The organism is Pantoea sp. Seng (genome assembly GCF_009829935.1).
Classification (GTDB): domain Bacteria; phylum Pseudomonadota; class Gammaproteobacteria; order Enterobacterales; family Enterobacteriaceae; genus Pantoea; species Pantoea communis.
The window spans coordinates 20,752-47,215 of record NZ_SZZV01000019.1 but is presented as its reverse complement, the minus strand read 5'-3'; the positions used below and the strand labels follow the sequence as shown (position 1 = coordinate 47,215).

The window sequence follows — 26,464 nt, the reverse complement described above, 5'->3', positions numbered from 1 at the left end:
CTGGAATAGAGTTTTATGTCACTACTTTGGTGGTGGTGATGTCACCGGGCCCTGGGGCTATGTTAACTATCGCCAGCGGTCTGAATCGAGGAATGCGTGTCAGTTTTATTACGGCTTTAGGGTGCACGCTCGGTATTGTGCCGCATCTTCTCGCTGCATTGCTGGGATTAGCCGTTATTTTTCATACCAGTGACTACGCATTCAACATGTTGAAGCTAATCGGCGTTGGCTACTTGCTCTACATGGCGTGGATGGCGTTACGTGAGCGGACGTCACTGACCACTGAGGTGGAGAGTAAAAAAACCGCATTGCGTATTATTAACCATGCTCTGTTACTCAATCTCTTTAACCCTAAATTATCGCTGTTTTTTCTGGCTTTTTTACCGCAATTCATCGCTTCAGAGAGTTCGACGCCGACACAAGATATGTTAGTACTGAGTACCATTTTTATGTTGCTGACGCTTTTCATCTTTATGTTGTATGGCGCTTTTGCCGCGCTGATGAGGCGTCGGGTGCTCGAAAAACCGCGCGTGATGCGCTTTATGAACCGAATCTTTGCGTTGAGCTTTGTTTGCCTGGGCATCAAATTGCTCATCAGTTCGCGATAACCCATTTATAAAGGAGAAATCTTGATGGAATTTGACTCTATTGATGCAGTCAGGGAAGAAATTGATCAAGTGGATCAACAACTGGTGGCACTGATTGCCCGGCGTGGAGAGTGTGTTAAGGCCGCTGCACAGTTTAAACAAGACCGCGCAGCGGTACGCGCTCCCGATCGTGTCCAACAGGTGATTGATAAAGTGAGATGTCAGGCAAAAGCGCAGGGGTTATCTGAGGAAATTATTGAGCAGGTTTACCGTGCGATGATTACGGCCTTTATCGATTATGAGCTGCAACAGCATGGTGAATTGAAAGCGTAGTGAAGCGCCCGACAAAAAAAGGCTGCAATGGGTTAAAATTGCAGCCTTAAGTTATGAAAATTTCATTAACAAGAGGGTGCCTCGAGGCCCCGATTTTAATGCTGTGTGTCTTTGCCCGTATTATCGCGGTTGCGAAAAATGTGTGTGACGTTGTTGGTATCTTTGAGTGCCATGCTGTCCTGAGTGGAGGATTGCATGTTGTTCTTCACTTCTGCCATGGCGCGGCTTAGTGCTTTTTGGCGGCCAGCATCGGGTTCAACGGACGCCATCAAACGAAGCTTATCGAGCAGGGCGCTGTTCGTCACCGGCCTCTTTTTTTTCAGCAGCTGCAGTACGGCATCGCCCATGACGATATCAGTTAATCGTTCATCTTTACTTCTGTTCATACAGGTTCTCTGGTTACCGCAAAGACCTGCGACAGGTAACAAAGTGGATTCAGTCTAACGTGAAATAACCTATGAGGCGGAAGCCACTTTGTCCGATGTCAGGTCGGTGCGCAAGTTCTCAGGATCATCGCTCGGAGGTAAACATCAGGCCAATTAACTGTTGGTAGTGCAACTCTTCTTCCGGGCTATTTGCCTGTTCCAGTCGGCAAATCAGCTTGGTGCAGATCGTTTTTGCGACTCAGTGAACGGCCTGAACGCAGTATTTCTCCAACGATTTTACCCAGGATTTCCTGCTGAGAAGGCAGGGAAGCCTCATTAAAATAACGCGTAATCGCATCCGACGTTGATAGCAGGTTTCTACCCTAACGCATGGTTCCATCCTCCAGGTTAACTAATGAGCACCAGGCCCACTAAAGTTATACAAAGAAAAGCCTGTTGTACAGGAATATGGTTAACCATCAGGGGAGCTGTTTTTGCAAAAAGTGCTAGTCTATTAATTACAGATGCTTATATAAAAGCACTCTTTTCAGGCCTTTAAACTTGATGTCTGGGCCAATAAGATAGAGATTGAGTTAACCTATGGTACTTAGTACTATAGACATTGCATGTGTGGACAAGGAGCGTCCTTATCGAATCACAGTCAGGACACACCATGGCAATTTATGTTTTAAAACCATTCGACAGAAATACCAAAGCTGATGGGATTGACGACGGCAAGCTAAGCATTGCAGCGTTAGAAGTTATCGCGGGTCGATATGAAGCTAATTTAGGCGGTGGGATATATAAGAAACGCATTCCCTTAACCAAAGGTAAAAGTAGTGGTGCCAGAGCTGTCATTGCTTTCAAAATTGATAAGCACCTCTTCTTTGTAAATGGGTATGCTAAGTCAGCAGTCAAAAGCACAATACGAGAAATGACCGAAACTGAACTTCTACTTTATAAGCAAGTTGCCAAAGAGTTATTCAACCTCACCACTGAACAAGCAAGACGAGCGATTAGGGCGGGGAAAATGCGAGAGGTGCAGTGTGATGGTTAATCACCTTAAAGATCTTCAGGAAATCGCACATGATTTCAATGAAATTGGCGTTGTCTCTGATGATCTCAAAGAAAAAATCGATTCAAGGGTAAGATTGCGCGAGTTGCGAGCGGCACTGCCTGTTCTGCCTATGATGTCGGGCCAGGCTATTAAAGAATTGCGTGAGCGTTTGGGCTTGAGCCAAGCAATGCTGGCGGCTTGCGTTGGAATGTCAGTCGCCACGATTATTAAATGGGAACGAGAAGAAAAAAAACCAAACGGCGCGGCGCTGCGTTTGCTCAATATTATTGATCGTAAAGGTTTGAGTGTTCTTCAGTAATACCAAAGCCCCTGAATCGGGGCTTTAAGTTCCTTATTAATTATTTGAACCCCCAATGTGCTAATTACTACTACATTCCTGTAAAGGTCACTAATCACCATCTGTTGAACGTGTCAGCGTTTTCCACGCCTCGATCTCTGCATTCAACGCCACAAGTTTATCTTTCACCAGCTTTAATGCATCGCTGCCGAGCAGCAAATGTGCAGGCGGGTTATCGCTCTCAATGATAGCCAGCATCGCGCGCGCTGCTTTCTCTGGATCCCCAAGCTGTTTGCCGCTTTTCGCTTCTCTTGCCTGGCGGATAGGATCAAAGAGAGCGTTATAATCACTGATGCTGCGCGCGCTTCGCACCATTGAGCGGCCTGCCCAGTCAGTACGGAATGAACCGGGGGCAACGGCCGTTACATGAATATTAAATGCGGCGAGTTCTTTGCTAAGAGTTTCTGAGATTCCTTCCAGCGCAAACTTACTCCCACAGTAATAACTAATGCCCGGCATGGTGATAAATCCGCCCATCGACGTGATGTTAAGGATATGCCCGCGACGCCGTTGGCGCATGAAGGGCAATACGGCTTTGATCATCGCCACGGCACCAAATACATTAACGTCAAATTGGTGGCGCATCTCCTCCAGCGAGGACTCCTCCATAATCCCTTCGTGTCCATAACCCGCGTTATTGACCAAAACATCAATTGGACCCTGATCAGCTTCAATGTCGGCTATAAGGTCATCAATAACAGCGAAATGAGTGACATCGAGTTCAAACGCCAGCGCATTTTGCGGATGGAGTTGTTCAAATGCCAATTTAGCTTCTACATTTCGCACCGTCCCGATCACGCGATAACCTTTGGCTAAGGCCTCCAGCGCCAGCGCACGACCGAAACCGCTGCTTACACCAGTAATCAAAAGTGTTTTAGAGGTAGACATCGTTTTTCTCCCTACATGAATGATGCATGCATAATATTCTCTGGAGGTCAGCGCTATAAGGCCGTATCTTCTGCTTTTATTGCCTAATCTTATGAGTGAGGAGGAGTGGTGGTAGATTCAGAGGTACAACAACGTACGGTGGAATTGCTTAAATCGCTCGCGCCGCATGAGGGCTACAACCTGACGGCACTTTCTGATGTGCGTATTTTGCGTTCAGATCGCCCACTAGCACGCACGCCAGTGCTTTACGATCCCGGTATTGTGATTGTCTGCCAGGGCACTAAGCGTGGTTTCTTTGGCGATCAAATCTACCTCTACGATGAGCAACATTATCTGGCGGTTTCTGTGCCGGTTCCCTTTACCATGGAAACCGCAGCGAGCGCAGAACACCCGTTGCTGGCGATCTACATGCATCTTGATTTCAGTGTGGCGACAGCATTGTTGCTGGAACTAGAGCAACAGCAAGTGCCTTTCACGGCGAAAGCGGCGCAGAGCATGATGTCGAGTCCCATGGATCAGCCGCTACGTGATTCAGTGCTACGTTTCCTGACGGCTCTGAGTCATCCTTTGGATGCACAGATCCTCGGCCCCGCACTGGTGCGTGAACTCTATTATCGTGTGTTGACGGGTGCACAAGGTCAGGCACTGCGTGCCGCGCTGACGTTGCAGGGGCAATTCGGCAAGGTGGGTAAAGCGCTGCGTCATATTCATGCCTGCTATGCCCAGACGCTCAATCTGGCGCAGTTGGCGGGTGAAGCAGGCATGAGCGTGCCGACATTCAGCGCGCATTTTAAAACCATCACCCAGCAGTCACCGATGCAATACGTGAAATCGGTACGCTTACATCAGGCGCGAATGCTGATGGTGCGTCAGGAGATGACGGCGGCCTCGGCGAGCCTTGCGGTGGGTTATGAAAGCGCATCCCAATTTAACCGGGAATTCAAACGTCTGTTCGGGCTGCCACCGGCGGAGGAGATCAAGCGCATGCAGCGCAATTTCGCGGTGCCGCCTGCACAGCAGGCTTCTGCATATGTCTCTTCGCATTAGGGCTCACACAGTGGTTTTAAGCACCATTACCGCATAACAACAAATGTCATCAGTCGCATTGGTAAACACGCAATCCGTTGGATCGCCCAATTCCAGGCAATCACCGACGTTCATTTCAACCAGATTGTCGCCCTCCTGAAAGCGCAAAGTGCCTTCCAGCACCCAGATCAACTGACGACGTGAAAGGTAGGAAATCGCTGGCATTGGCACGTCAGTGTGCGGAGGGAGCTCTACACTCACGACATCCAACGGGATATCGCCAGGTGAAATATGGCGGCGAATGTAGCCCGTTTCCGGATCCTGCCACACGGGTTGTTGTGCATGGCGCAGCAACGTCCCGGGTTGAACTTCCGTGAGGGCGATGAGCTGCGACATGCTCATAGCAAACGAGCCGGCGAGGCGAGCGAGAGACGTCGCAGTTGGGCTGCTCTCACCCCGTTCTATTTTATGGATCATCGCCCGTGAAACACCGGACTGTTCTGCCAGGTCGGTTAAAGACCAGCCGCGCTTCTCACGTTCGATTTTAATGTTCTGACCAATGCGCGCATTGATGTCATCTTCTTTACTAGACAACTCATCTAACATAATGGATAACTACAATAGTAAACGAAACATCCACTATAGTGACGAGGCGGAAATCATGCAAATACGAGCAGCAGAAGAGGGCGATGCCGGGGCGATCGCGGACATCTACAACGACGCAGTACTCAACACCACCGCGATGTGGAATGAGAATACCGTGGATATTGCTAACCGCATCCAGTGGATGGCTGCACGCCAGGCCGCGGGGTTTCCGGTATTGGTGGCGATTCAGGAGCAAGCCGTCATTGGCTACGCCTCCTATGGCGACTGGCGTCCCTGGGACGGCTACCGACATACCGTTGAACATTCAGTCTATGTCCATAAAAACGGGCGCGGCCAAGGTGTGGGCGGCATTCTGATGACCGCCTTGATTGAGCGGGCGCGCGAGCAGGGCAAACATATGATGATTGCCGGGATTGAGTCAGAGAACAGCGCTTCAATCGCGCTGCACAAGAAGCTGGGCTTCAGTGATGGGGGGAGATTAAATCAGGTAGGCTGCAAATTTGGCCGATGGCTCGATCTGACCTTTTTGCAGCTTCAGCTTGATGCAAGGCCGCAGCCTTAACTTAGTGTTTCTGCAAAACGTATTCACTGGGTAAGCTGTCGATATCCTGCATGATCCGCGATACATGCTTGCGCATGCGATTACGTGCTAAGGCGGCGCCTTTTATCCCATCGAACGTTCAGCCAGTCGCCACGCTTTTGGCGACATTCCCGTCTCGCGTTCAAACGCATGGCTGAAGGCGCTTTCTGAAGTGTAACCCAGCGACTGCGCCACCACGGCCACCTGATCGGACTCCTCACGTAAGGCGCGTTCGGCTAATCGCATGCGCCATTGTGTCAGATAGGCAACCGGTGTCACACCCGCAACAGTACGAAACTGCTGAGCAAAGGTGGTGCGTGACATGGCGCAGGCTTTTGCCAACTCTTCCAGATGCCAATTTCTTGCCGGATCGCCATGCATCAGTTGCAGCGCAGGCGCAAGACGTGCATCGCCAAGGGCTCGCAGCCAACTGGCGGGGAGTGCATCACAGGTTTGCAGATGAGCACGCAAAATCTGAATAAACAGAAGTTGCGCCAACTGTGAGGAGGCCAGTTGCGAACCCGGCTGTGTGGTACGACGCTCTTGTACTAACTGGTCCAGTAACCAACGGAACGAGGCCGCTTGCGGAGAGGCGGCAGGGACATGAATCCATGGCGGCAAAACGTGCGTCAATAAACGGCCACTGGTGGGATTCAGCAGGACATGCCCACCGATATGCGCAAAATCATCCCCTTCACCAATGGGTGCATGAGGTTTTCCGGCACCGAAAAACACACTCATGGCATCAACCGGCTCTACGCCGGGCTCGCTGGACAGCACAAAGGCGCGTTTTGCACTCAGTAAACCAACATCGCCGGTTGAGAACAGAATTGGCCTGGCGCCGTCGTCAAACTGAACCCAGCATTGTCCTTTCAGGACGGCGAAAAACTTAATTTTCTCGGGCGCAGGGAAACGTAACGCCCAGCGCCCGCCCGCGCTAAAGCCTCCCGTCACCAGGGATTCCGCGTGGACGAATTTCAGGATATCGGAAAAAGGGTCGTTTTGCATTTCCGTACTATCACGCAACTTACACGCACTATCAAGCATTCAAAATCCGGTCATGGCTGTTTACTCTGCTCAGTATCACAACAGCGAGGCATTTTTCATGACTAAAGAAACCGTTTTGGTGACGGGTGGTACCGGTTTTATCGCGCAACATTGCATTATTTCCCTGCTTAAACAGGGATACAGAGTGCGCACGACGGTGCGTTCAGCCCAGCGGGAGAACGAAGTGCGACAACATCTCCAGCAAGGAGGTGTAGAGCCAGGCGAAAACCTGACATTTGTCGTGGCTGATTTAATGGCCGATCAGGGTTGGGATGCGGCCACTCAAGGCTGTACTTATGTGCTGCACGGCGCATCACCTACACCATCCGGTGAGCAGGTCACCGAGGCCGATTGGATCAACCCCGCGATTGAGGGAAATTTGCGCGTTCTGCGGGCGGCGAGGGATGCAGGCGTGAAACGCGTGGTGTTAACGTCGGCATTTGGTGCGGTCGGAGTCGGTCACGCGGCGGACTACCCGCGCCCATTTAAGGAGACGGACTGGACGAACCTAAACAGCGATTTATGGCCGTATCAACGTTCCAAAACCTTATCGGAACGGGCAGCCTGGGCCTTTATTGAGAAGGAGGGGCGGGGTTTAGAGCTGTCAGCTATCAATCCCGTGGCTGTACTCGGACCTGTGCTGGGCGCAGACTACTCACACTCAACCCGGATTATCAAAGAGATGTTAGAAGGGCAGCCGGGTTGTCCTGATATCAACAGCTGTTTTGTGGATGTGCGGGATGTCGCCGATTTACACGTCATCGCTATGAAGCACCCAGCAGCCAGGGGGGAGCGATTCCTTGCCAGTTCGGGCCATAGTTTGCGTCTGGTGAAGGTAGCCCATACCTTGAAAACGTCACTGGGTGACGCCGCCCGCTGCGTATCAATGATCGAACTCACGGATGAGAGTGTGCGGGCTGCTGCAGATAAGAATCCAGTGATGATAGGGATGGTGAAATTGTTGGGGGTAGATATGAACGTCACGGCAAAGAAAGCGATGTCTGTGTTGGGCTGGCAGCCGCGCACACCCCAACAGGCAATTATCGCGACGGCCCAGAGCTTGATTGAGCTGGGTTTGGTCTCACACAACTAGCGTCTGCGGGCAGCATGCAGTTATGTACTGACAGATACTGTGGCATTTATTCCCACCTAAACCTCAACACGATGCTATATAAATGATAACGATTATCATCAATTGCTTTATGCTGAGGTCAGGATGCAACCAACAGAACTCACCGCCGACTGTTGTATTGTCGGCGGCGGGCCAGCAGGATTAATGCTGGGTTATTTACTGGCGAGATCAGGATTAAGCGTCGTGGTGATTGAAAAACATCCCGACTTCCTGCGCGATTTTCGTGGCGATACCATTCATCCCTCGACGCTGGAGATCATGCGCCATCTCGGGCTGCTGGATGAGCTACTGACCTTACCGCATCAGAGAGCCGAAAAATTACAGGCAGAAGTGGCTGGTCAGGAGATCACGATGGCTGATTTCTCGCGCTTGCCGGTGCAGTGCCGCTTTATTGCCTTTATGCCGCAATGGGATTTCCTCAATTTTCTCGCGAGCAAAGCGGCCGCTTTTCCCGGCTTCACGCTCTTACAATCCACCGCTTTTGATGATTTGATCTATGCAGAGGGTATGGTATCGGGTGTTAAAACGTTACAGGGTAACGATACGCGCTTCATTCATACCTCGTTGGTGATAGGCGCGGATGGGCGTAACTCGGAGGTACGTGCCAAAGCCGGATTGCAGAGTAAAAGCTTTGGCTCATCCCGTGATGTGCTGTGGTTCCGGTTGGGCAAACAGGGAAGCGATCCCGAATGGGGTATGGGCCACAAAGGGCCAAAGCAGAATTTCATTGTGATTGATCGCGGTGACTACTGGCAGTGCGGCTACACCATCCAAAAAGGAGAGTTTGACGCATTAAAGCTTGCCGGTCTGGAGACGCTAAAGCAGGCTATGGCTGAAGTGGCGCCCTTCAGTGCTGAGCGCATGGCGGATCTCGACGGTTGGGACAAATTGAAGCTGTTGTCGATTCGCATTGACCGGCTGGATCAGTGGATGAAGCCCGGCGTGCTGTGCATTGGTGATGCAGCCCATGCGATGTCGCCGATTGGCGGCGTTGGCGTCAATCTGGCGATTCAGGATGCGGTGGCAGCGGCCAATTGCCTGACTCTTCCACTGAAAAAAGGTCATGTCACACTACGTGACCTGCAGAAAGTGCAACAGCGCCGACAGTTTCCCACCGTTGCCACGCAATTCCTGCAAATTAAAATGAGCAGTAATAAACGTAAGCGCACTACGCCGAGTAAAGTGCCGCAGATGATCAGCCGTTTCCCGTTCTTGCGCTATCTGTTCGGTCGTTTAATTGGTTTAGGCTTTCGAACTGAAAAACCAGAACATCTCAATGAGTAAGTTTGGCTTTCCAATCCTGAAACCTGCTTCCATTTATCCCGATGCCTCCAGCGGCAACAATAGATTCACAGAGCAGACAACAGTGGGTTGTCTGCTAACCCTCATCAAATTGCAGGTGGGTATAAGCGATCTGCTTGTCATTTGTAACATTTCATTAACTTTATGATGGGGTTTTGATAATTTTTTCTAATGGTTTTTTGGCTGAGTTAACCTCTTTGTGCCTTTTATTCATTTGGATGCGCGCCAGAACCTCAATGTTTAATCAACAATTTGTTTATTTTAACCTGTTGATGAGATTAGTTTCTGTCCTCGATTAAATCCTTGATTTGAAATAACTCGCACGCTGTTACATCGCAATACCACAGTTTCACTATGGTTAATGAGCTCTTTTAAGACCATAAGAAACTGAGGAAACAGCAGGTATGAAATTAGAAAACTTATCTCGTCGAACCTTCATGGCATTTGCAGCGGGTGGCACCGTGGCGCTGGCAGCGGGTAAAGTTCATGCCCACGAGGAAACAGTGGCCACTTACCCAGCAAACGATCTCCGCCATCCCCGCGACCCCGGTCCACACGATCCTATCCGTGAGGGGCTCAATCCCGATATTGTCGATCCACCCGCAACAGACAGCGGTACATTACCGAATCTGCGCTTCTCTTTTAGCGATGCGCATGTACGCAAAGGCAGCGGAGGTTGGACGCGGCAGGTGACACAACGCGAATTAGGGATTTCCACTACCATCGCTGGTGTAGATATGCGGCTTGATAATGGCGGCATTCGTGAACTGCACTGGCATAAAGAGGGCGAGTGGGCGTACATGCTCTATGGCAATGCACGTATCACTGCACTGGACACCCAAGGTGGATGGTTTGTGGATGATGTTGGCGTCGGTGACTTGTGGTATTTCCCGCCCGGTGTGCCGCACTCTATCCAGGGGCTCGGTCCCGACGGCTGCGAGTTTTTACTGGCCTTTGATAACGGTAACTTTGATGAGGACAGCACTTTCCTGCTTAGCGACTGGTTTAAACACATTCCGCCTGAAGTGCTCGCCAAAAATTTTGGCGTATCAGCGGACGTTTTCAACACGCTGCCATCACCGGCCGACGAGTATATTTTTGCCGGGAAAGCGCCGGAGGGCGGGGATTCTGCAGCTGTGAAAGGTGGCGTGAAATCTGTGCTGAATTTCTCGCATAAAATGCTGGCGCAAAAACCGATTACCCTGCCGGGTGGCACTGTACGCATTACCGACACCAGTAATTTCCCCATATCAAAAACCGTCGCCGCTGCATTGGTGGAACTTGAGCCCGGCGCTATGCGGGAATTGCATTGGCATCCAAACAACGATGAGTGGCAATACTATCTGGAAGGTGAAGGGCGCATGGGCGTGTTTGCCTCATCGGGGCAGGCTCGGACCTTCGATTTCCGCGCGGGTGATGTTGGCTATGTTCCTTTCGCCATGGGGCATTACATTGAAAATATCGGTGATAAGCCGCTGCGGTTTTTAGAATTATTTAAAAGCGATTACTACGCGGATATTTCATTGAACCAATGGTTAGCCAGTACGCCAGCAGATTTGGTGCGGCAGCATCTGCATCTGGATGATAAATTTATGCAGGCGCTGCAGTTTGCTAAGCATCCGGTGGTGAAATAGCATGGAAAGCGCGTCGCGGGAGCGGCGCGCAATAAGGGTTTAATGCCTTAAACGATAGATATCAGCAAAGTACAGATAGCCTTTTCTGGCGCGCATCTCGTTTAGCCGTGTTTTTTCACTCTCGGTCAGAATGGCGCTGCCCAGCAGTTCATCGACAAAAGCGTCCCGGACATGGACTTCCATATACCAGTCACCGGTGTAGCAATTCTTCCAGGCACCTTTATCGATATCCTTCGCTTTGTACGACGGATTGACATGGAAGAAGAAGAAGAAATTACACACCGCAAAAATCAGAATGCAAACCACATATTCGATGGTGCCGAAAGAGTCGGAGTACAACAGCAGCGCCATGGTAAGAACAAACAGTATCCACATCAGGCTGAATAAACCGGGATAATTTTTGATAAAGGAGATATCAAAGTAGGGGCGGTCATTACGCTGCTCTTCTACGTTGATTCTATCCAGCTCGGTTTGTAGTCGCTCATCCAGTTGATTACTCATGCATTCACCTCAGTGGTTTCCTTATCCATACTGCGCCCGCGCGAGTTTAACAGATAACCACCACGATTTTAGCCTAACCTTGATGGTGATTAGGGGAATTATCTGTGGGGAAGAGAATGGAGTATGAAACCGTATTGGCATTCTGGTTTAACGCGCACCATGAAAGCTATTGGTTCAAACAGAATGACGGGTTTGATGAAGCGATACGAGATGGTTTTTATGATAACTGGGAAGCGGCTCGTCGCGGTGAGCTATCGGCCTGGCGGAAAGACATTCGGGGACGATTGGCAGAAATCATCGTGCTGGATCAATTCTCCCGCAATCTTCACCGGGACAGTGCTCTCGCCTGGCAGCAGGATGGCATGGCGCTATTGCTCGCGCAGGAAGCGGTGAAAACTCCGGGCTATGCGTCACTGAACCTGGATGAAAAAGGCTTTCTCTTGATGCCCTGGATGCATGCCGAGTCTCGTGTTATCCATCAACAAGCCGAAGTGTTGTTCGATGCGCTGAAAGGATCGTCTCACTATCAGAGTGAGTTAGAGCATCGGCAGATTATTGAAGTGTTTGGTCGCTATCCACATCGTAATCAGCGCCTAAATCGCCCATCAACGCCGGCAGAGCAAGCGTTTCTTAATGAGAGGAAACGCTCATTTTATTGACTCAACATCTGCCTCTGCTATTGGGATGGGGCATACATGGACAAAAAAAAGCCCGCTAAGCGGGCGGGGTAATTAAACCAAGGAAAAATTCTCGTAGGCAACGCATTGCTGTGTGTTGCGTCACTATATTAGCAACGATAAGTGACCAGTACATAAAATGATCGATGATTAAATTTTGCTGATTTGATAAAGGTTATATTTGTGACGAGCGTGTTATTTTGATGTTTACAACTGCACGCAAAATAGGCGTTGAAGCGCCTTTTTCCCGGCTGGTGTGACATTTATCTCTCGATAGCCTGCCGTGCGGCTTAGCCACTGTTTATCAATTAGCAGACTAAGAAGCGCGGCTCCCGCTGCGCCACCGAGATGCATGCGGCGTTCACTCCAGTCGAGGCAGGCACAACAAGGTTTACGTTTACTACGAAGATTTCGCTGCATGCCGATGTTCTCTAACTGCCGCCGGCCTAAGGGGGTAAGTGCACTACCGTCGGCAACAACCCACTCGTTTTCTTGCATAAAACTGTATATCTCAACCGCCAGTTCACCTGCCAAATGATCATAACAGGTGCGGGCATGGCGCAGATGGAGGGGTGTAGCGGAAACCAGTGCTCGCTGTGGCTGCATCGATACCCCCATAAGGGTTTCAAGCAGGTGCGCAATATCGCTGCCCGCCAAACGGAAATAGCGATGGCGGCCCTGAGATAAACACGTGACAAGGCGGGCATCCAGTAGTTTGCCCAGATGTCCGCTGGTGGTGGAAGCGGCGATATCGGCGACGCCGCTTAATTCTGTGGCTGTCCAGGCACGGCCATCCATCAGCGCGCACAAAATGCTGACACGCGAAGGGTCGGCCAGAGCGGCAGCCACAGCAGACATCGCCTGCTGCAAGCCTTGTTCCGCCGTCTCATTGGTGATTATGGGGCTGCTACGGCTTGCCATGCGGCGGTTACCTCTGCTGCACGTTCAGGATTATCGGTAATCAGGATCAACTGGTTGTTGTGGTCACTGTATTGAAGCTGAATGTTAACGCCATTGCGTGCTAGCACGTCAGCAATTTCGCCAAGCTGTCCTGGTCGATCCTGTTTCAGCTTGCGGATCAGCGGCTGTTGTACTGAAACCACCTGAAAACCGGCCGCCATTAGCACTTGTCTGGCTTGCTCCCCTTGCACAACTAAAAAATGCGCGTGACTTTGTTCACCCACCGTGAACACGCCGCCTCCTTCAAGTCCTACACCATGCTTGCCAAGGGTCAAACCTAATGCGGCTAACTCGCCTGGGACATTATTGAGCATCACGTGAATATCAAACATGTTGGCTTGCCTCGTGCGCGTATTCCCGCAGTACAGCGGCGATACGGATGTGGTAGAAAGAAAACAAGCTGTTTCGACCTTCCTGTTGAGCCTTTTGGTGCGAGATATTTCTCTTCCATGCCAGCACGGCCTCTTCGTTTTCCCAGTAGGAGAGGGACAGGATCTTTCCAGGATCGTTGAGGCTTGAAAATCGCTCTACTGAAATAAACCCAGGCAAACGGGTAAGTTGAGATTTCAGTTGTGCGGCGAGTTCAAGATAGCGGGCTTGGTGCTCAGGTTGGGTGCGTGCTTCAAACAGGACAGCAATCATGGTTCAGCTCCATCAGTCAGTGATGGCAGCAGTGTAGCGAGTGGAGATGAAGATGCTTCGGCGAACAACGAAGTATGGCGCAGCGCGAGTTCGCTGCGCCAGCCCACTCATCCCACCCAGCGAGACTGACGGATGACGCGACAAAAATTCATTGGTGAAAAACCAGGCTGCTTATCGGCAATGACATCTGCTTTAACATTGCCGAAGGTGGTATCAGGCTTGTTTTTAATCCCATCGTAGAAAGCCTGAATAATCTCCTCCTTAAATTGGGCTGGGCGTGGATGCTGTTCTACCACGGCTTCACGCTCCGCATCGCTGAAGTGATCATAGTTGATGCCCAATACATCCATTTCCACGCCAGCGGTGACTAACGCAATTTCCGGGGCCATAAATTGCGGAATGCCCGGGGTGGTATGCAGCGCAATCGCGGTCCAGACTTTATCGATATCGGCCTGCTCTACACCATACTGTTGCAAGAAATCGCGCGCCGCATTGGCGCCATCCACCTCAAAGCGTTTGTCGCAGCTGCAGTGTTCGTGCGTCAGGCCAACATCATGGAACATACAGCCGACATAAAGCAGCTCAGCATCCACCTTAAGATCTAAGCGGCGTCCTGCGAGTGCGCCCCAGTAATAGACGCGGCTGGAGTGGTGAAACAGCAAATCGGATTCGGTATCACGGACGAACGTCGTCGCGTCACGGGTCATTGCAGTATCGGGAATAGTGATGCCGTTAATGGAAAATTTCATGGGAGGTTCTCCGCTCGGTTAAGTTGCAACCAGCTTAATGCCGAGGCAGAATGTCTTAAATAAGCTTTTTGCGACCTTTTAAGACATTAAGACTTTTACAGACGGGAATAGCGCATGAATCACCATCTTGCGATTTTAGCGGTGCCGGGGGCGCAATTGCTCGATGTCTCTGGACCGTTGGATGTGTTTGCCGAAGCTAACCGACTGCTCAATCGTGCCGTTTACCAGCTGCAAGTCATGTCACTGGAAGGGGAACATATTCGTTGTTCCTCGGGCGTGCGCCTGATGGCGGATATCACACTGCACGATATCCAGCAAACTGACACGTTTCTGATCGCGGGGGCACCTGAGGCGCGGGATATGCAGCTAACTGCGCAGCAAACCGCTCGTCTGATTGAGCTATGCCATCACAGCCAGCGCTTTGGCTCGATTTGTACCGGTGCGCTGCTGCTGGCACAAACCGGGTTGCTGAGTGGTAAAAAAGTGACGACCCATTGGGCCTGCGCTGACGCACTGATGGAACAGGTACCGGATGCGCAGGTAGAGGCCGATGCGCTTTATATCGCAGATGGACGATTGCGTACCGCCGCTGGCGTCACGTCGGGGCTCGATCTTGCCCTGAGGTTGGTGGAAGAAGATTTGGGGCGCGAATTGGCCCAGGATATCGCTGCCAATTTGGTGATGTTCTTTCAACGGCCAGTGAATCAAGGGCATTTTGTTCGCAAACAACCACTTTCGCTGGGTGGGCGCAGTGCGTTTCAGGAGATGCAGAGATGGGCTTTGGCCAATCTGGCACAGGTGAGTTCACTCGATGATCTTGCCGCACATATGCAAATTAGCACACGGCATTTAGCGAGGCTTTTCCGTCAGCATATGGATGTACAGGCGGGCAATTGGCTGGAGAATGCGCGAATTGATCAAGCGCGTAAGTTGCTGGAAGCAGGATCAATGCCGCTGAAAGCCATTCCGGCCGCCTGTGGTTACCGCAGTAACGATGTTCTACGACGGGCTTTTGTTAAGGTGACGGGCATGACGCCATCGATGTATCGCAAGATGTTTATGCGCTAGCGGCGCGGCTCTTAGCGCATGCATGAGACGTCAATACTGGCAATATATTGCGTCGCTACGTTTCATGAGTAGAAGAGGCGTTGAGCACCGTAGCGGCGTGATTTATCACGCGTATTCAAAGCCAGGGTGGCACTGGAAGTTAGCGGCGCAAAAGTTCTGCGCCGCTAATTGGAGTGTGTTTATTCCGGCCAGTTATCCAGAATGCGCTGACGTACTTCTTCCGGATAGCCTTGCGCGAACGAAGCATGCAAATGGCGCTTAGTCTGTAAGGTGTCAAACACGACTTTGGCGCCTTTACCGGCAACGTACTCGGCCTCGTCATAGCACTGCGGCAGGCGGATCACACGCTGGTCATCAAATACGGCACGACGACCGACCGGATGCACGCGCGTTGAGAGGGCCCAAACGACTTCACGCAGGTTGGTGGGATCAAAGTCATCATCCACCACGTAGACTTTCGGGATAAATACCATCGCATCGGTTTTGAACAGCACTTCACCAATGCGTTGGGTCAACTCTTCACTGCTGATACCCGGCAGCAGTTCGCGCCAGTTTTCTGGCATCACCACCAGCAACCAGTGAACGGTGGAATCTTCCGGAATCCAGGTTGTTTTGATCGGCAATTCCGCTTCACGCAGATAAGTCAGCGCATCCGCCGCTAAGCCCATCGCCCATAAGGTATGCGATTCATCGGTGGGGCGACCGGTAATCGACATCGGCCAAATCGGATCGTCGCGATGGGTAATGGTTTCCACGTGGAAAGTGGGCTGAGCCGAAGAGCCTTCGCCCAGATAGCCGCCGTACTCGCCGTAGGGACCTTCCTGACAATCGCGCTCAATCGAAACATGGCCTTCAATCACAATTTCGGCTGTTGCGGGTACATCAAGATCGAGACTAATGGCTTTCACAACCGGCACCGGCTCTCCCGCAAGTGTACCAATGTAATCGGCTTCATCCGCGTGGGCTGGGATCGGAATCCCGGACACACATGAGATCGCCGGCGCAGGACCTTGTACCAGGGCATAAGGCATCGGCTCACCGCGTGCTACCCACTGCGTCCAGATCTGACCAATATGCTGACTTGGCACAATCAGACCAACCATGCGCTTGCCATCCACCTTCATCACGCGGGCAATAGACCAGTTGACCCATTTTCCATCCGGGGTTTTCACAATCAGCGTGCCCCAGGTGTTGGCGTAACGACCACCGTCTTTGTCATGAGCGAACGGGATAGGGAAGCGGTCGAGATTCGCCGCATCGCCACGTAAAATATTCTGTTGGCACTCTGCCTGAGCAGACTCAACGCGGACAGGCGGAATACCGGGTTTAAAGCGGGCAGCGGACAGAGCTTCGATAATCTCCGGGCCGCTGGACTCAGGGGCTAACCCCAGTGACATCGCGACGCGTGCGTAGGGCATATCGCTGCGCGACGATAATGCCGCAGGCGCACCAAACAGACGAAAGCCCGGCGCGACACCGGCGACCTTGTGAAACAGCGGCGCAGGTGACTGGATTTCATAGCTGCGGCGCGTGATGGCGCTGGGTTCGAAATCACCATCCACTTCACGCTGCACGTGCATGATGTCGCCCATTTCATCGAGGGCAGTGATAAAGCTGCGTAAATCGCCGTAATATTTCATCAGGCTCTCCTTAAGCCAGGGTAGAACGTGGACCCGTCCAGCGATGGGTAATGTCGTTATCCAGGCCGAACTGATCAAGAATGCGAGAAACGGTGTGGTTAATGATGTCGTCAACGGACTGCGGGTTGTTGTAGAAAGCAGGCATTGGCGGCAGCATCAACGCGCCCGCGCGAGTGAGCGCCAGCATGTTTTCCAGATGAATGGCGTTGAGCGGGGCTTCGCGAGGCACCAGCACCAGCTTGCGTTGCTCCTTGAGCGTCACGTCAGCAGCGCGCGTAATCAGTCCATCGCCATAACCGCTGCGGATACCCGCCAGGGTTTTCATGCTGCACGGCACCACGATCATGCCATCCACGCGAAATGATCCGCTGGAGATAGCCGCCGCCTGATCGTGTTCGCTGTAAGTCCTGGTCGCGAGGGCAGCGACCTCCTGTACACTGTAAGGTGTTTCCATTTGGATGGTGGCGCGCGCCCATTTGGAGATGACTAAATGGGTTTCGACTTCAAGTTCGCGCAATGCCGTGAGAACGCGTACGCCAATTGCCGCACCCGTTGCGCCGGTCATCCCTACAACAAGCTTCATAAGTGATCCATTTTGCAGTATAGTTTAAGTTCAAACTGTTTGTGTTCGAACTATAAGTTTGACGAATTAAGGAGTCAAGTGCACCGATGTCACAAAATCCTGACTTAATTCTTGCCGCCCCCTTGTGGCCGCACGGCGATTGTTCGTTAATGCACCTTGTACGGCGTGCCGGACAACACTCGACTTTTTGCTGGTCTCAATGTGTGGATACCGGCCTGTCAGCCTTGCAATACGCGATTCTGGTGGTACTGGCTGAAGAGTCAGCCTGTGATCAGCAAACACTGGGGCAGCGTGCCGGGTTTGATAAAGCTACCGGCACCTATGTTATTGATCGCATGAATAAAAGCGGTTTGCTGAATGTAGTGACAGATGTGAACAACCGTCGTCGTAAACTGGTGTCGATGACCGCAGAAGGGGAAGTGATGCTGAATCGTATGATTGAGCAGGCAAAAAGCGCGGAGAAGATGATCACCACCGGCCTCAACAGCCAGGATATCGCCGATCTGAAGCGCTTATTAAGCAAACTGGGTGGATTGCAGGAACCTGAATAACATGCCGCAAACAGCTTTCGCCGAGCAACCTGGCGAACCGAAACCGGATCTCACCATCGGCTTTTTGCTGATGAAAAGTTTTACCCTGGCCTCGGTCGCGGGGCTGGTAGAGTCACTGCGTTTTGCGGCAGACGAATCGTTTACCAGTCGCCAGATCTTTTGTCGCTGGGAATGGATGACTTGTGATAACCAGCCGATCACAGCCAGCTGCGGACTACCGGTTTCGCCTACGGCTGACCTCGATTTCAGCAAGAACTGGGATTACTTTGTGGTGGCGGGAGGCTTACTGGAAGAAACACGCCAGTCGCCACCGTGGCTGTTACAGGCACTTCGCGACTTACATGCGCGTAATATTCCCATCATCACGCTGTGTAGCGGCGCCTTTGTCGCTGGCAACGCAGGCCTGCTGGATGGACGGCATTGCGCGATTCATTTCACTACGCGTGATGAATTTCGCCTGCGATTTCCGAAAGCAATCCCGGTCATCGACAAGACCTATATCAAGGATGGCGGCATTATTTCCTGTCCCGGCGGCACGGCGATCGATCTCGCTGCCGATCTGATCCGCCAGCATTGTGGGCTGGTGCGTTCACAGAAGGTCTTAAAGTATTTGCTGGTGGAAGAGCCCGCTGCACCGGTCAAAAAGACACAGCAAAAGAACACGCTTAACGAGCCGGATGTGTATGAAAACGAGCTGGTGAATAAGGTCATCGAATTTATGAAACATCACCTCGATTCGCCGGTTCCGCTGGCCGATGTAGCCGAATTCGCAGGTGTCACTTTCCGCCAGCTCAATTTGATTTTCACCAAATGCACCGGTTACTCGGCGGCTGTCTACTGGCGACGTATGCGGCTGGAGCTGGCGCGCAAGTTGATGGCGGACTCCAGCAACAGCATCAATGCGATTGCCACTGCGACAGGATTTGCCGATGCTTCACATTTGATTGCCTGGTTCCGTAAGCAGTATGGCGAAACGCCCAGCTCGTTTCGTAAACGGCGGCGTGTGGTGGAGAGATTGGTTAAGGAGTAGGGGCCGAAATGGCCCCTTTTAGTTAGTGCGAATGCTTAGAGAGTTTGCCAGAAACGGATGGCGCTGGGCTTTCTTCTTCCAGCGAGGCCGCATCATCCAGATTGCGCGATGCGGTTTCTGGTGCCAGGAACCACGACACGATCAGGCCGATAAACGTAATGCCTGCAGCAATGTACATGGTGGAACCAATGCCGATGGTTTGCAGTGAGATCGGTACCAGATATGTCCCAACCGCCGCGCCAATACGCGACATTGAGGTGCCTATGCCGACGGCTCCGGCGCGAATTTCAGTCGGGAAGATCTCATTCGGATAGACCAGCTGCAGCACCTGAGCGCCGCCGATAAACAGGGCGTAAGCACCAAACATCAGCAGGATGATCATCGAAGGGCCATCACGCAAGGCACCCAGCAACAACAGTGCCAGGCCAGACCACAAGAAGCTGTGCAGCAACAATTTGCGGCGTCCCAGTGAGTTCACCAAACGCGTGCCGATAATGCAGCCCACCACGAACAGCAAGGTAATGGCGATGGAACCGTAAGATGCCCAGTCACCACTCAGATGTAGCGCCTGCAAAACTTTCGGTGCAAAGGCGTAAACGGCGAACACCGGAATAACCGAGCAGGTCCAGAAAATGGTCACAAACGCCATGCGTTTGCCATAGCCAGAATGCAGCAAGCTACCGAATGACAGGTGATTGTTTTCAGGTTGTGGGGGCAGGTTCTTTAAACTAAAGCTGTCGCCATAGACGCGGCGGATAACGGCTTCTGCTTCCTGATGTCGTCCTTTGCTAATCAGCCAGCGCGGTGATTCAGGTGTACCCATTCTTACAATGAAAAGCAGCGCGCCGATGACTGCGGTGCTCGCCAACGTATAACGCCATGCTTCTACACCGCCAAAATTCAGCAAAGCTTCACCCACCAGATACGCGGTGGCCGCCCCGGCAAACCACAGAATGGTGAGCGTGGCGAGGCAGGGGCCGCGCGACTTCTTCGGCATAAACTCAACCAGAAAAGCGGTAGCAACCGGGTATTCAATACCCACTGCGACGCCCGTCATAAAGCGTAAGGCAAAGAGCGTTTCTCCGCTTTGTACCCAGAACTGCGCCAGCGAACAGACAATAAAGAGGGTGGGGCCGACGAAGTAGATCATGCGGCGACCCAGGCGATCGGTCAGTACGCCACCCATGAAGCCACCAAAGAAAATCCCGATCAGGGCAGAAGCCGCAACCAGACCTTCCCATAATGGGCTGAGACCCAAGGCCGGCGACACTTTCGTCATGGCTATACCAATAATACTGAGCACATAGCCATCGACGAAAGAGCCGCCGCCTGAGCGCACCGTTAATAAGCGGTGGAAACGGCTGATAGGAACATCTTCAACAGACATGTTATTTGACATGTTTTACTCCTGTTTCTTTTCGGCGTGAGGGAACTTCACTACGCCAATGCGACTGAATTAAGCACAATCTGCGATGGGTGCTTAACATCATCAGGACGCCAGATAAATATAAACCTGTAGCGGTGATTAAAATGTTATTCAGAACAGAAATTAAAAAAGAAGTGCATCGATAACGCTAGCGGGATTGTTTCATATATCATTTCCTCCGGTGCAGAATAGTCGGATAAATACAACTGAGAGCTTTATCATTTTGATGTGGCTTTTTTGCGGGAGGCGACCATGCCTCCCGAAGCATTATTCAGAAATCTTACTGCTGACACTTTTGGTGGCAACGGTACGTGTTGACCACCAGCAGACTAATGACCCAAGACTGACCATCGCCGTGCCTTGCCAAAACGACAGGGTAAGGTGCGAACTGAGAATAAAGGCCGCTAAAATCGACGAAATGATCGGGATAAAGTAAGACGCGGCAGCTAATACCGTTACATTGCCATGCAAAATGCCGACGTTCCACGCCGCGTAACCGAATCCCATCGCCATCGCCGCCAGCGCCAGTGAAATCCACGTATTAAAAGAGGGTGCAAATTCGGGTTGCGGTGAAATAAGGTATTTAACCCACAAAGTTAATGCTGTTAAAACAAAGAACAGTGTAATGCCGTTATTACCGTTGGCAATTCGTTTGGTGACCACGCAATAAATGGCCCAAATGATGGCGCCGGTAAATGCCAGGCCATAGCTTAACGGATTTTCCATTATATTGTTCGTCATCTCACTGAGCGAAAACCCTTGATCACCACCCAGTACGCGGCATATTCCTGCCACGGCTAAAATCACGCCCGGAATAATCAGCGGGCTGACTTTTTGCCGGTTAACAATCACCGCCAGCACAATCGTCATACTTGGCCATAGATAATTCACCATGCCCACTTCAATCGCTTGCCGTCCGCTATGGGTAAACCCGAGTGAAAGCGAAAGGCAAAGTTCGTAGCAGACAAACAGCACGCTGCCGATAATCACATAGCGGCGGGGAAATTTTTTCAGGTTGGGAAATCCCACGCTGAACAGCAGCAATATGGCACTACAGCTGTAGATCAATGCCGCCCCAGCGATCGGACCGAAGCCTTCGCTAACACTTTTGATCAATCCAACAATCGCGCTCCATAACAGGATGGCAATCAAACCTATGAGCGTCGCTTTCTTTTGGGGCATCACCCGCTACCTCTTCTACACAATGTTCACCTGAAATGCCGGTGCAAGCTTACCTGTTAAATTCAGGTTAAAACCAGCATAAAACTATGCCGCCTGACGCACAGTGTAAATACGTCAAAGGGGACGATAGTTGTGGAATGTGATCGTTATCTGAATTCATTTAGAAAATTATTACGTCACTAAAAATAATTTAAATTGTTGTTTAATAGTGAATATAAGTTAATTCCTGGTAGGAATGTTCCATCTGATAGTATTTCCTTTGTATTTTTCACGTATACAAAAAACTTATCCCGATTGACCTCTCTCCATGCGATATGCAAATTGTTAACAAACGCAACCATACGGCGTTGCATTTGGTCCTGAATTCACCTGGAGATTTCGTGATGACATTTGAAGGTATCTACACCCCGGCAATTACCCCTTACGCAGCAGATGGCAGCATTGATTTCGCGGCGTTCGCCAACGTCCTCGAATCGCTGATCGAAGCGCGCGTGCACGGCATTATCATCGGTGGATCAACCGGTGAGTATTATGCACAAAGCGCAGAAGAGCGTCTGTCTCTGGTTGAACATGCACGTAAAGTGATTGGCAATCGTCTGCCACTGATTGTGGGTACCGGCGCGATTCGCACTGAAGACGCGGTGGCTTTCGCAACCCACGCTCGTGAGCATAAAGCCGATGCCATTTTAGTGACGTCACCGCCGTATGCGCTGCCAACCGAACTGGAAAACGCCCACCATGCGCTGACCGTCGACAAGGCCGCTCAGCTGCCGATCATGCTGTACAACTATCCGGGCCGTATGGGCATCTCCATGGGAGAAACTTACTTCCGCGAAGTGAGCCGTTCGAAAAATGTGGTGGCGATTAAAGAGAGTTCAGGCGACTTCAACAATCTGCATCTGCTGGCCTGTCAATTCCCGAACATCGCGCTTTCTTGTGGTTGGGATGATCAGGCGCTGGAGTTCTTCGCCTGGGGCGCGCGTAGCTGGGTGTGTGCGGGCTCTAACTTCATTCCACGTGAGCACGTCGCGTTGTACAACGCCTGCGTCGTGGAAAAAGATTTCGATAAAGGACGTAAGATCATGGCTGCGATGATGCCACTGATGAACTTCCTTGATGGCGGCAAATTTGTGCAGTCGATTAAATACGGTTCTGAACTGGCAGGCCTGAAAGCAGGCCCGGTGCGCGCACCGCTGCAGGCACTGGAAGAAGAAGAGAAAGCGCAGTTGCAGGCCGTGATCGACGGCGTAAAACGCAATGTGGCAGCCGTTGCAGTGCTTTAAGGAGTGCGCATGAAACAGGTACAAACGCTGAGCGATGTGGTGAACGTGGCGCGAGAGCTGCGGTTCCCGGATCAGGCGTTCATCAACGGACGTTTTACTGCGGCGGTCTCCGGCAAAACACTGGAAACCACCAATCCTGCGACGGGTGAGATTCTGACGCATATCGCTGCTTGTGCAAGCGCGGATGTGAACCTGGCGGTACAAGGCGCACGCAGTGCCTTTGAAGCCGGCAGCTGGAGCCAGCTTCATCCCGGCGAGCGCAAAGCCGTATTACTCAAGCTGGCTGACTTGCTGGAAAACGAAGTCACGCAACTGGCGGTAATGGAAAGCCTCGACAGCGGCAAACCGGTTAGCGAATGTCTGGCAGTCGACGTGCCAGAGACGATTCACGTGATTCGCTGGCATGCGGAAGCCATCGACAAGCTGTACGACCAGACCGCGCCAACCGGCAACGGTGCGATGGCGATGATCGTTCGTGAGCCAATTGGTGTGGTGGGCTGCGTGCTGCCATGGAATTTCCCGCTGCTGATGCTGGCGTGGAAAATCGGCCCAGCGCTGGCTGCTGGCTGCTCGGTGATTGTGAAGCCTGCGGAGCAAACTTCGCTAACGGCATTGCGCGTGGCGGAACTGGCGCATGAAGCGGGTATTCCAGCTGGCGTGCTCAACATCGTCACCGGTACCGGGAAAGAGGTGGGGGAACCCATCGGCCTGCATCCTGATATTGATATGGTGAGCTTCACCGGTTCAACGGCGACCGGACGCCGTTTCCTGCACTATTCCGCGGAATCGAATCTGAAGAAGATTGTGCTGGAATGCGGCGGGAAAAACCCGGCGCTGGTGTTTGATGATGCCGAAGATCTGGCCAGCGTCGCCGCCAATGTGCTCAATGGCGCATTCTGGAACATGGGCGAAAACTGCTCGGCGACTTCCCGACTGCTGGTGCAGGAAGGGGTGAAGGATAAATTTCTGGCGCAGATCGCGGAGCAGATCGGTGAATGGCGCATGGGCAATCCGCTGGATCCAGAGAATCGTCTGGGCACCATGATCACCACCGACCATTTCTGCAAGGTCAGTGACTATCTGAAGACCGCGCGCAAAGAAGGATTACGCATCATTCAGGGTGGATTCACCGATCGCGGTATCTACGTGCAGCCGACCATTGTGGATGGCGTGACGCCGAAAAGTGCGCTGTTCCGCGAGGAGATCTTCGGGCCGGTGCTGTGTGTCACCACCTTCAAAACCGAAGCTGAAGGCATCGCGCTGGCTAACGACACCGATTACGGGCTGGCGGCATCGGTTTACACCGGTAAACTGAGCCGCGCGATTCGTGTTTCACGTGCAGTGCGTGCGGGAACGGTGACGGTCAACTGTTTTGGTGAAGGTGATGCGACCACGCCATTTGGTGGCTATAAACAGTCTGGTTTTGGTGGGCGCGATAAATCGGTGTACGCGCTTGATCAATATACCGAACTGAAAACCATCTGGATTGATGTGCCTGCTGAGTAAAATTAACGCCCGCCACGGATGGCGGGTATGCCCTGTAAATAGGATAATTTCCTGCAATTGATGTTTCGGTTATTCATCTGTAACTCCTTGTAATACCATCATTACCGATTCTGTGATCCACCGCAGAATGCAAAAAATATCCCATAATTATTTTTGCTGTATACACACTTTTTCTGTAGGTTAAGCAGGAATCGCATACGGAATGTCATCACAGGAGGTCACTTTGAGATCGGGAAAAGCAGCGTTATACGAAGATTTAAAACGCCTAATTTTGACCATGGAACTTGACCCAGACGAGTTGCTGGATGAAGCCAGCCTGACGGGACAATACGGTTTATCTCGCACGCCTGTGCGTGAAGTTTTCCAGCGACTGGCAGGAGAGGGTTACTTAGAAATCGTCGAAAAACGCGGCGTGCGCGTCATCCCGATGAGCCATTCCACACTGCGCAATTTCTTCCTCGTCGCACCGATGATCTACGCCGCCACCGGTCGCCTGGCGGTTCAGAATTTTAAACCTTCCCAGATGAAATCACTGAAAGAGACGCAAAAGCGCTTCCGTAAAGCAGTGCAGACGCGTGATGCCGAAGCGCTGGCACTGGAGAACAATCGTTTCCATGAAATCATGGGCGAGATGGCAGCCAATCCCTATTTACAGCCCAGCCTGGGCCGTTTACTGATCGACCACTGCCGCATCGGCCACACCTTCTTCCGCCCGCAAAATGAAGACATGGAACGCCGCCTGCAGTTAGCTGCCGAACATCACGATGCCTTTATCAGCGCGATTGAAGCGCGAGATGAGCAGAAGGTGGTGGATCTGGTGTTCGAACATTGGGAACTGTCACGCGAAAATATGGAGATCTTTATCGCGCCGCAGGGGTTGAAAGCGGACGATCTGGTGCAGTCACCGGAAGGGAATAAGTTGTAGTTTCAGGGTTGTCGATTTTGACATGATAAGGCGGCTGCAAGCCGCCTTCAGACGGGAGGGGTGAAGCTTACTCGTTGCCCCACTCATTCAAAAAATTGGCAATCTCATCGATTCGCACCGCTTGAATACCCGCTTCATGGGCCATCTCTTGCTGAGACTCTTCGCTGATCTCTTCATTGTTAGTCAGACGAGTCAGTAACAGCTGGAAGTAGTGCGCCAGCGCATCGAGTTCTGCTTCGCTCACATCGTGTTCAGATTCCGACGCGTATTCTTCAGCAATGTCATAATATTTCAGTGGAATATTGTTATTCATTATCAGCTCCCCTTTAAACTTTGAGCATTTTCACTGCAGCATCAATGTCGATCTCATCTTCAGTAAAGATCAGCGTCGTCCCCTGAAAAGTGGTCACCGCCAGTTTTTTTACTGAGCGCATTTCATCGGGCTTAACGTCTGTCTTGGGTTTGATGTTGTTCATCAGAAGGCCCACCGACAGAACGGTGTTTTCTTTATCAATGCGGGTATCAACCGGCTCTTCTTCACTATAAACCACGAAGGATTTAATCGATGTGAGCTTCAGACGCTCACCGGCGATAAAGATGTATTTGCTGTCCGGTATCACTTTCACCGAAAAGGCCGATAAACCTTTGTTATTGGTGGTCGGTTCGAACGTCACTGCCGCGTCTTTTTTAATCAGATCAGGGTTGGCGACCTTAATCACATGGAAATAACGGTTGTCTCCGTTTTCATCTTTGATAAATCCAAAACCTTTGTCTTCAAACCAGGTTGTGATCGTTCCGTTCATCGCCATTACCGCCTACTTAATCG

31 protein-coding genes and 1 pseudogene are annotated in these 26,464 nt (G+C 51.6%); 16 read left to right on the top strand and 16 right to left on the bottom strand.

Annotated elements, in window-relative coordinates:
- Positions 1-29: 29 nt before the first annotated feature.
- Together FD737_RS18610 and FD737_RS18605 are read left to right on the top strand one after the other, a co-directional pair.
- Entirely contained in the window at positions 30-608 is a 579-nt protein-coding gene (locus FD737_RS18610; RefSeq protein WP_370523122.1) for a LysE family translocator, read from the top strand.
- A 24-nt stretch (positions 609-632) separates the two neighbouring features.
- A complete protein-coding gene (locus tag FD737_RS18605) occupies positions 633-920 on the top strand; it encodes a chorismate mutase (RefSeq protein WP_160834247.1) in 288 nt (95 codons plus the stop codon).
- A gap of 95 nt (positions 921-1,015) precedes the next feature.
- On the opposite strand, the gene FD737_RS18600 is transcribed toward FD737_RS18605, so the two are convergent.
- Positions 1,016-1,306 (bottom strand): hypothetical protein, encoded by a 291-nt coding sequence (locus tag FD737_RS18600; RefSeq protein ID WP_160834246.1) that lies wholly within the window; start codon positions 1,304-1,306, stop codon positions 1,016-1,018.
- Positions 1,307-1,430: 124 nt separating this feature from the next.
- Positions 1,431-1,659 (bottom strand): annotated as a pseudogene (ycgZ, locus tag FD737_RS23955) (regulatory protein YcgZ).
- Positions 1,660-1,958: 299 nt separating this feature from the next.
- Here ycgZ and FD737_RS18595 point away from each other — a divergent pair.
- Both FD737_RS18595 and FD737_RS18590 read left to right on the top strand, forming a co-directional pair.
- Entirely contained in the window at positions 1,959-2,342 is a 384-nt protein-coding gene (locus FD737_RS18595) for a type II toxin-antitoxin system RelE/ParE family toxin (protein WP_160834245.1), read from the top strand.
- Entirely contained in the window at positions 2,335-2,661 is a 327-nt protein-coding gene (locus FD737_RS18590; protein WP_160834244.1) for a DNA-binding transcriptional regulator, read from the top strand. Before FD737_RS18595 ends, FD737_RS18590 begins: the two co-directional genes overlap by 8 nt.
- Before the next feature lie 90 nt (positions 2,662-2,751).
- Here the strand turns inward: FD737_RS18590 and FD737_RS18585 are convergent, their stop codons facing one another.
- Entirely contained in the window at positions 2,752-3,588 is an 837-nt protein-coding gene (locus tag FD737_RS18585; protein ID WP_160834243.1) for an oxidoreductase, read from the bottom strand.
- Between the two features lie 108 nt (positions 3,589-3,696).
- On the opposite strand from FD737_RS18585, the gene FD737_RS18580 reads away from it, so the two are divergent.
- Positions 3,697-4,635, top strand: coding sequence for an AraC family transcriptional regulator N-terminal domain-containing protein (locus FD737_RS18580; RefSeq protein ID WP_370523119.1), 939 nt, complete (start codon positions 3,697-3,699; stop codon positions 4,633-4,635).
- Positions 4,636-4,638: 3 nt separating this feature from the next.
- Here the strand turns inward: FD737_RS18580 and FD737_RS18575 are convergent, their stop codons facing one another.
- Entirely contained in the window at positions 4,639-5,220 is a 582-nt protein-coding gene (locus FD737_RS18575; RefSeq protein ID WP_160834241.1) for an XRE family transcriptional regulator, read from the bottom strand.
- 55 nt (positions 5,221-5,275) lie between these two features.
- Here FD737_RS18575 and FD737_RS18570 point away from each other — a divergent pair, with 55 nt between their 5' ends.
- Positions 5,276-5,782 (top strand): GNAT family N-acetyltransferase, encoded by a 507-nt coding sequence (locus FD737_RS18570; RefSeq protein ID WP_160834240.1) that lies wholly within the window; start codon positions 5,276-5,278, stop codon positions 5,780-5,782.
- A gap of 102 nt (positions 5,783-5,884) precedes the next feature.
- Here the strand turns inward: FD737_RS18570 and FD737_RS18565 are convergent, their stop codons facing one another.
- Positions 5,885-6,847, bottom strand: coding sequence for an AraC family transcriptional regulator (locus tag FD737_RS18565; RefSeq protein ID WP_160834239.1), 963 nt, complete (start codon positions 6,845-6,847; stop codon positions 5,885-5,887).
- Positions 6,848-6,905: 58 nt separating this feature from the next.
- Here FD737_RS18565 and FD737_RS18560 point away from each other — a divergent pair, with 58 nt between their 5' ends.
- From FD737_RS18560 to FD737_RS18550, 3 genes are all read left to right on the top strand, one after another.
- Positions 6,906-7,940 (top strand): aldehyde reductase, encoded by a 1,035-nt coding sequence (locus tag FD737_RS18560; RefSeq protein WP_160834238.1) that lies wholly within the window; start codon positions 6,906-6,908, stop codon positions 7,938-7,940.
- Positions 7,941-8,063: 123 nt separating this feature from the next.
- Positions 8,064-9,263 (top strand): FAD-dependent oxidoreductase, encoded by a 1,200-nt coding sequence (locus FD737_RS18555; RefSeq protein ID WP_160834237.1) that lies wholly within the window; start codon positions 8,064-8,066, stop codon positions 9,261-9,263.
- 455 nt (positions 9,264-9,718) lie between these two features.
- Entirely contained in the window at positions 9,719-10,915 is a 1,197-nt protein-coding gene (locus FD737_RS18550) for a cupin domain-containing protein (RefSeq protein ID WP_160834286.1), read from the top strand.
- Between the two features lie 39 nt (positions 10,916-10,954).
- Here the strand turns inward: FD737_RS18550 and FD737_RS18545 are convergent, their stop codons facing one another.
- On the bottom strand, positions 10,955-11,416 hold the full coding sequence (locus tag FD737_RS18545; protein WP_160834236.1) for a YlaC family protein: 462 nt from the start codon (positions 11,414-11,416) through the stop codon (positions 10,955-10,957).
- Between the two features lie 116 nt (positions 11,417-11,532).
- Between FD737_RS18545 and FD737_RS18540 the strand changes: the two genes are divergently transcribed.
- A complete protein-coding gene (locus tag FD737_RS18540) occupies positions 11,533-12,075 on the top strand; it encodes a DUF924 family protein (protein ID WP_160834235.1) in 543 nt (180 codons plus the stop codon).
- A gap of 225 nt (positions 12,076-12,300) precedes the next feature.
- On the opposite strand, the gene FD737_RS18535 is transcribed toward FD737_RS18540, so the two are convergent.
- The 4 genes from FD737_RS18535 to FD737_RS18520 form a co-directional block, all read right to left on the bottom strand.
- Complete coding sequence (locus tag FD737_RS18535) at positions 12,301-13,014, bottom strand: helix-turn-helix transcriptional regulator (protein ID WP_237448826.1); 714 nt, start codon at positions 13,012-13,014, stop codon at positions 12,301-12,303.
- A complete protein-coding gene (locus tag FD737_RS18530) occupies positions 12,990-13,385 on the bottom strand; it encodes an amino acid-binding protein (protein WP_160834234.1) in 396 nt (131 codons plus the stop codon). The genes FD737_RS18535 and FD737_RS18530 overlap by 25 nt, the downstream gene beginning before the upstream one ends.
- Positions 13,378-13,695, bottom strand: a complete 318-nt coding sequence (locus FD737_RS18525; protein WP_160834233.1) for an antibiotic biosynthesis monooxygenase — start codon at positions 13,693-13,695, stop codon at positions 13,378-13,380. Before FD737_RS18525 ends, FD737_RS18530 begins: the two co-directional genes overlap by 8 nt.
- A gap of 107 nt (positions 13,696-13,802) precedes the next feature.
- Positions 13,803-14,444 (bottom strand): HD domain-containing protein, encoded by a 642-nt coding sequence (locus FD737_RS18520; protein ID WP_160834232.1) that lies wholly within the window; start codon positions 14,442-14,444, stop codon positions 13,803-13,805.
- A 114-nt stretch (positions 14,445-14,558) separates the two neighbouring features.
- Between FD737_RS18520 and FD737_RS18515 the strand changes: the two genes are divergently transcribed.
- Complete coding sequence (locus FD737_RS18515; RefSeq protein WP_058960939.1) at positions 14,559-15,512, top strand: GlxA family transcriptional regulator; 954 nt, start codon at positions 14,559-14,561, stop codon at positions 15,510-15,512.
- Positions 15,513-15,691: 179 nt separating this feature from the next.
- Here the strand turns inward: FD737_RS18515 and FD737_RS18510 are convergent, their stop codons facing one another.
- Positions 15,692-17,152, bottom strand: a complete 1,461-nt coding sequence (locus FD737_RS18510; protein WP_160834231.1) for a UbiD family decarboxylase — start codon at positions 17,150-17,152, stop codon at positions 15,692-15,694.
- A gap of 10 nt (positions 17,153-17,162) precedes the next feature.
- On the bottom strand, positions 17,163-17,735 hold the full coding sequence (locus FD737_RS18505; RefSeq protein WP_160834230.1) for a non-oxidative hydroxyarylic acid decarboxylases subunit B: 573 nt from the start codon (positions 17,733-17,735) through the stop codon (positions 17,163-17,165).
- Positions 17,736-17,821: 86 nt separating this feature from the next.
- Here FD737_RS18505 and FD737_RS18500 point away from each other — a divergent pair, with 86 nt between their 5' ends.
- Complete coding sequence (locus tag FD737_RS18500; RefSeq protein WP_160834229.1) at positions 17,822-18,286, top strand: MarR family winged helix-turn-helix transcriptional regulator; 465 nt, start codon at positions 17,822-17,824, stop codon at positions 18,284-18,286.
- Position 18,287: 1 nt separating this feature from the next.
- Positions 18,288-19,316: a GlxA family transcriptional regulator gene (locus FD737_RS18495; protein ID WP_097119092.1), complete on the top strand. Its 1,029-nt coding sequence runs from the start codon at positions 18,288-18,290 to the stop codon at positions 19,314-19,316.
- 22 nt (positions 19,317-19,338) lie between these two features.
- Here FD737_RS18495 and FD737_RS18490 read toward each other — a convergent pair whose 3' ends face one another.
- Together FD737_RS18490 and yddG are read right to left on the bottom strand one after the other, a co-directional pair.
- Positions 19,339-20,715, bottom strand: coding sequence for an MFS transporter (locus FD737_RS18490; protein ID WP_160834228.1), 1,377 nt, complete (start codon positions 20,713-20,715; stop codon positions 19,339-19,341).
- Positions 20,716-21,009: 294 nt separating this feature from the next.
- Entirely contained in the window at positions 21,010-21,924 is a 915-nt protein-coding gene (yddG, locus tag FD737_RS18485) for an aromatic amino acid DMT transporter YddG (RefSeq protein ID WP_160834227.1), read from the bottom strand.
- Positions 21,925-22,307: 383 nt separating this feature from the next.
- Here yddG and FD737_RS18480 point away from each other — a divergent pair, with 383 nt between their 5' ends.
- The 3 genes from FD737_RS18480 to FD737_RS18470 all read left to right on the top strand — a co-directional run bounded on the left by FD737_RS18480 (position 22,308) and on the right by FD737_RS18470 (position 25,638).
- Complete coding sequence (locus FD737_RS18480) at positions 22,308-23,207, top strand: dihydrodipicolinate synthase family protein (RefSeq protein ID WP_097119095.1); 900 nt, start codon at positions 22,308-22,310, stop codon at positions 23,205-23,207.
- Between the two features lie 9 nt (positions 23,208-23,216).
- Positions 23,217-24,713: an aldehyde dehydrogenase gene (locus FD737_RS18475; RefSeq protein ID WP_160834226.1), complete on the top strand. Its 1,497-nt coding sequence runs from the start codon at positions 23,217-23,219 to the stop codon at positions 24,711-24,713.
- A 202-nt stretch (positions 24,714-24,915) separates the two neighbouring features.
- Positions 24,916-25,638 carry a GntR family transcriptional regulator gene (locus FD737_RS18470; RefSeq protein WP_255492032.1) on the top strand — a complete coding sequence of 241 codons (723 nt, stop codon included), beginning with the start codon at positions 24,916-24,918 and terminating at the stop codon, positions 25,636-25,638.
- 67 nt (positions 25,639-25,705) lie between these two features.
- Here the strand turns inward: FD737_RS18470 and FD737_RS18465 are convergent, their stop codons facing one another.
- A complete protein-coding gene (locus tag FD737_RS18465) occupies positions 25,706-25,951 on the bottom strand; it encodes a DUF2543 family protein (RefSeq protein WP_160834224.1) in 246 nt (81 codons plus the stop codon).
- A gap of 13 nt (positions 25,952-25,964) precedes the next feature.
- Positions 25,965-26,447: a cold-shock protein gene (locus tag FD737_RS18460; protein WP_064511353.1), complete on the bottom strand. Its 483-nt coding sequence runs from the start codon at positions 26,445-26,447 to the stop codon at positions 25,965-25,967.
- Positions 26,448-26,464: the final 17 nt, after the last annotated feature.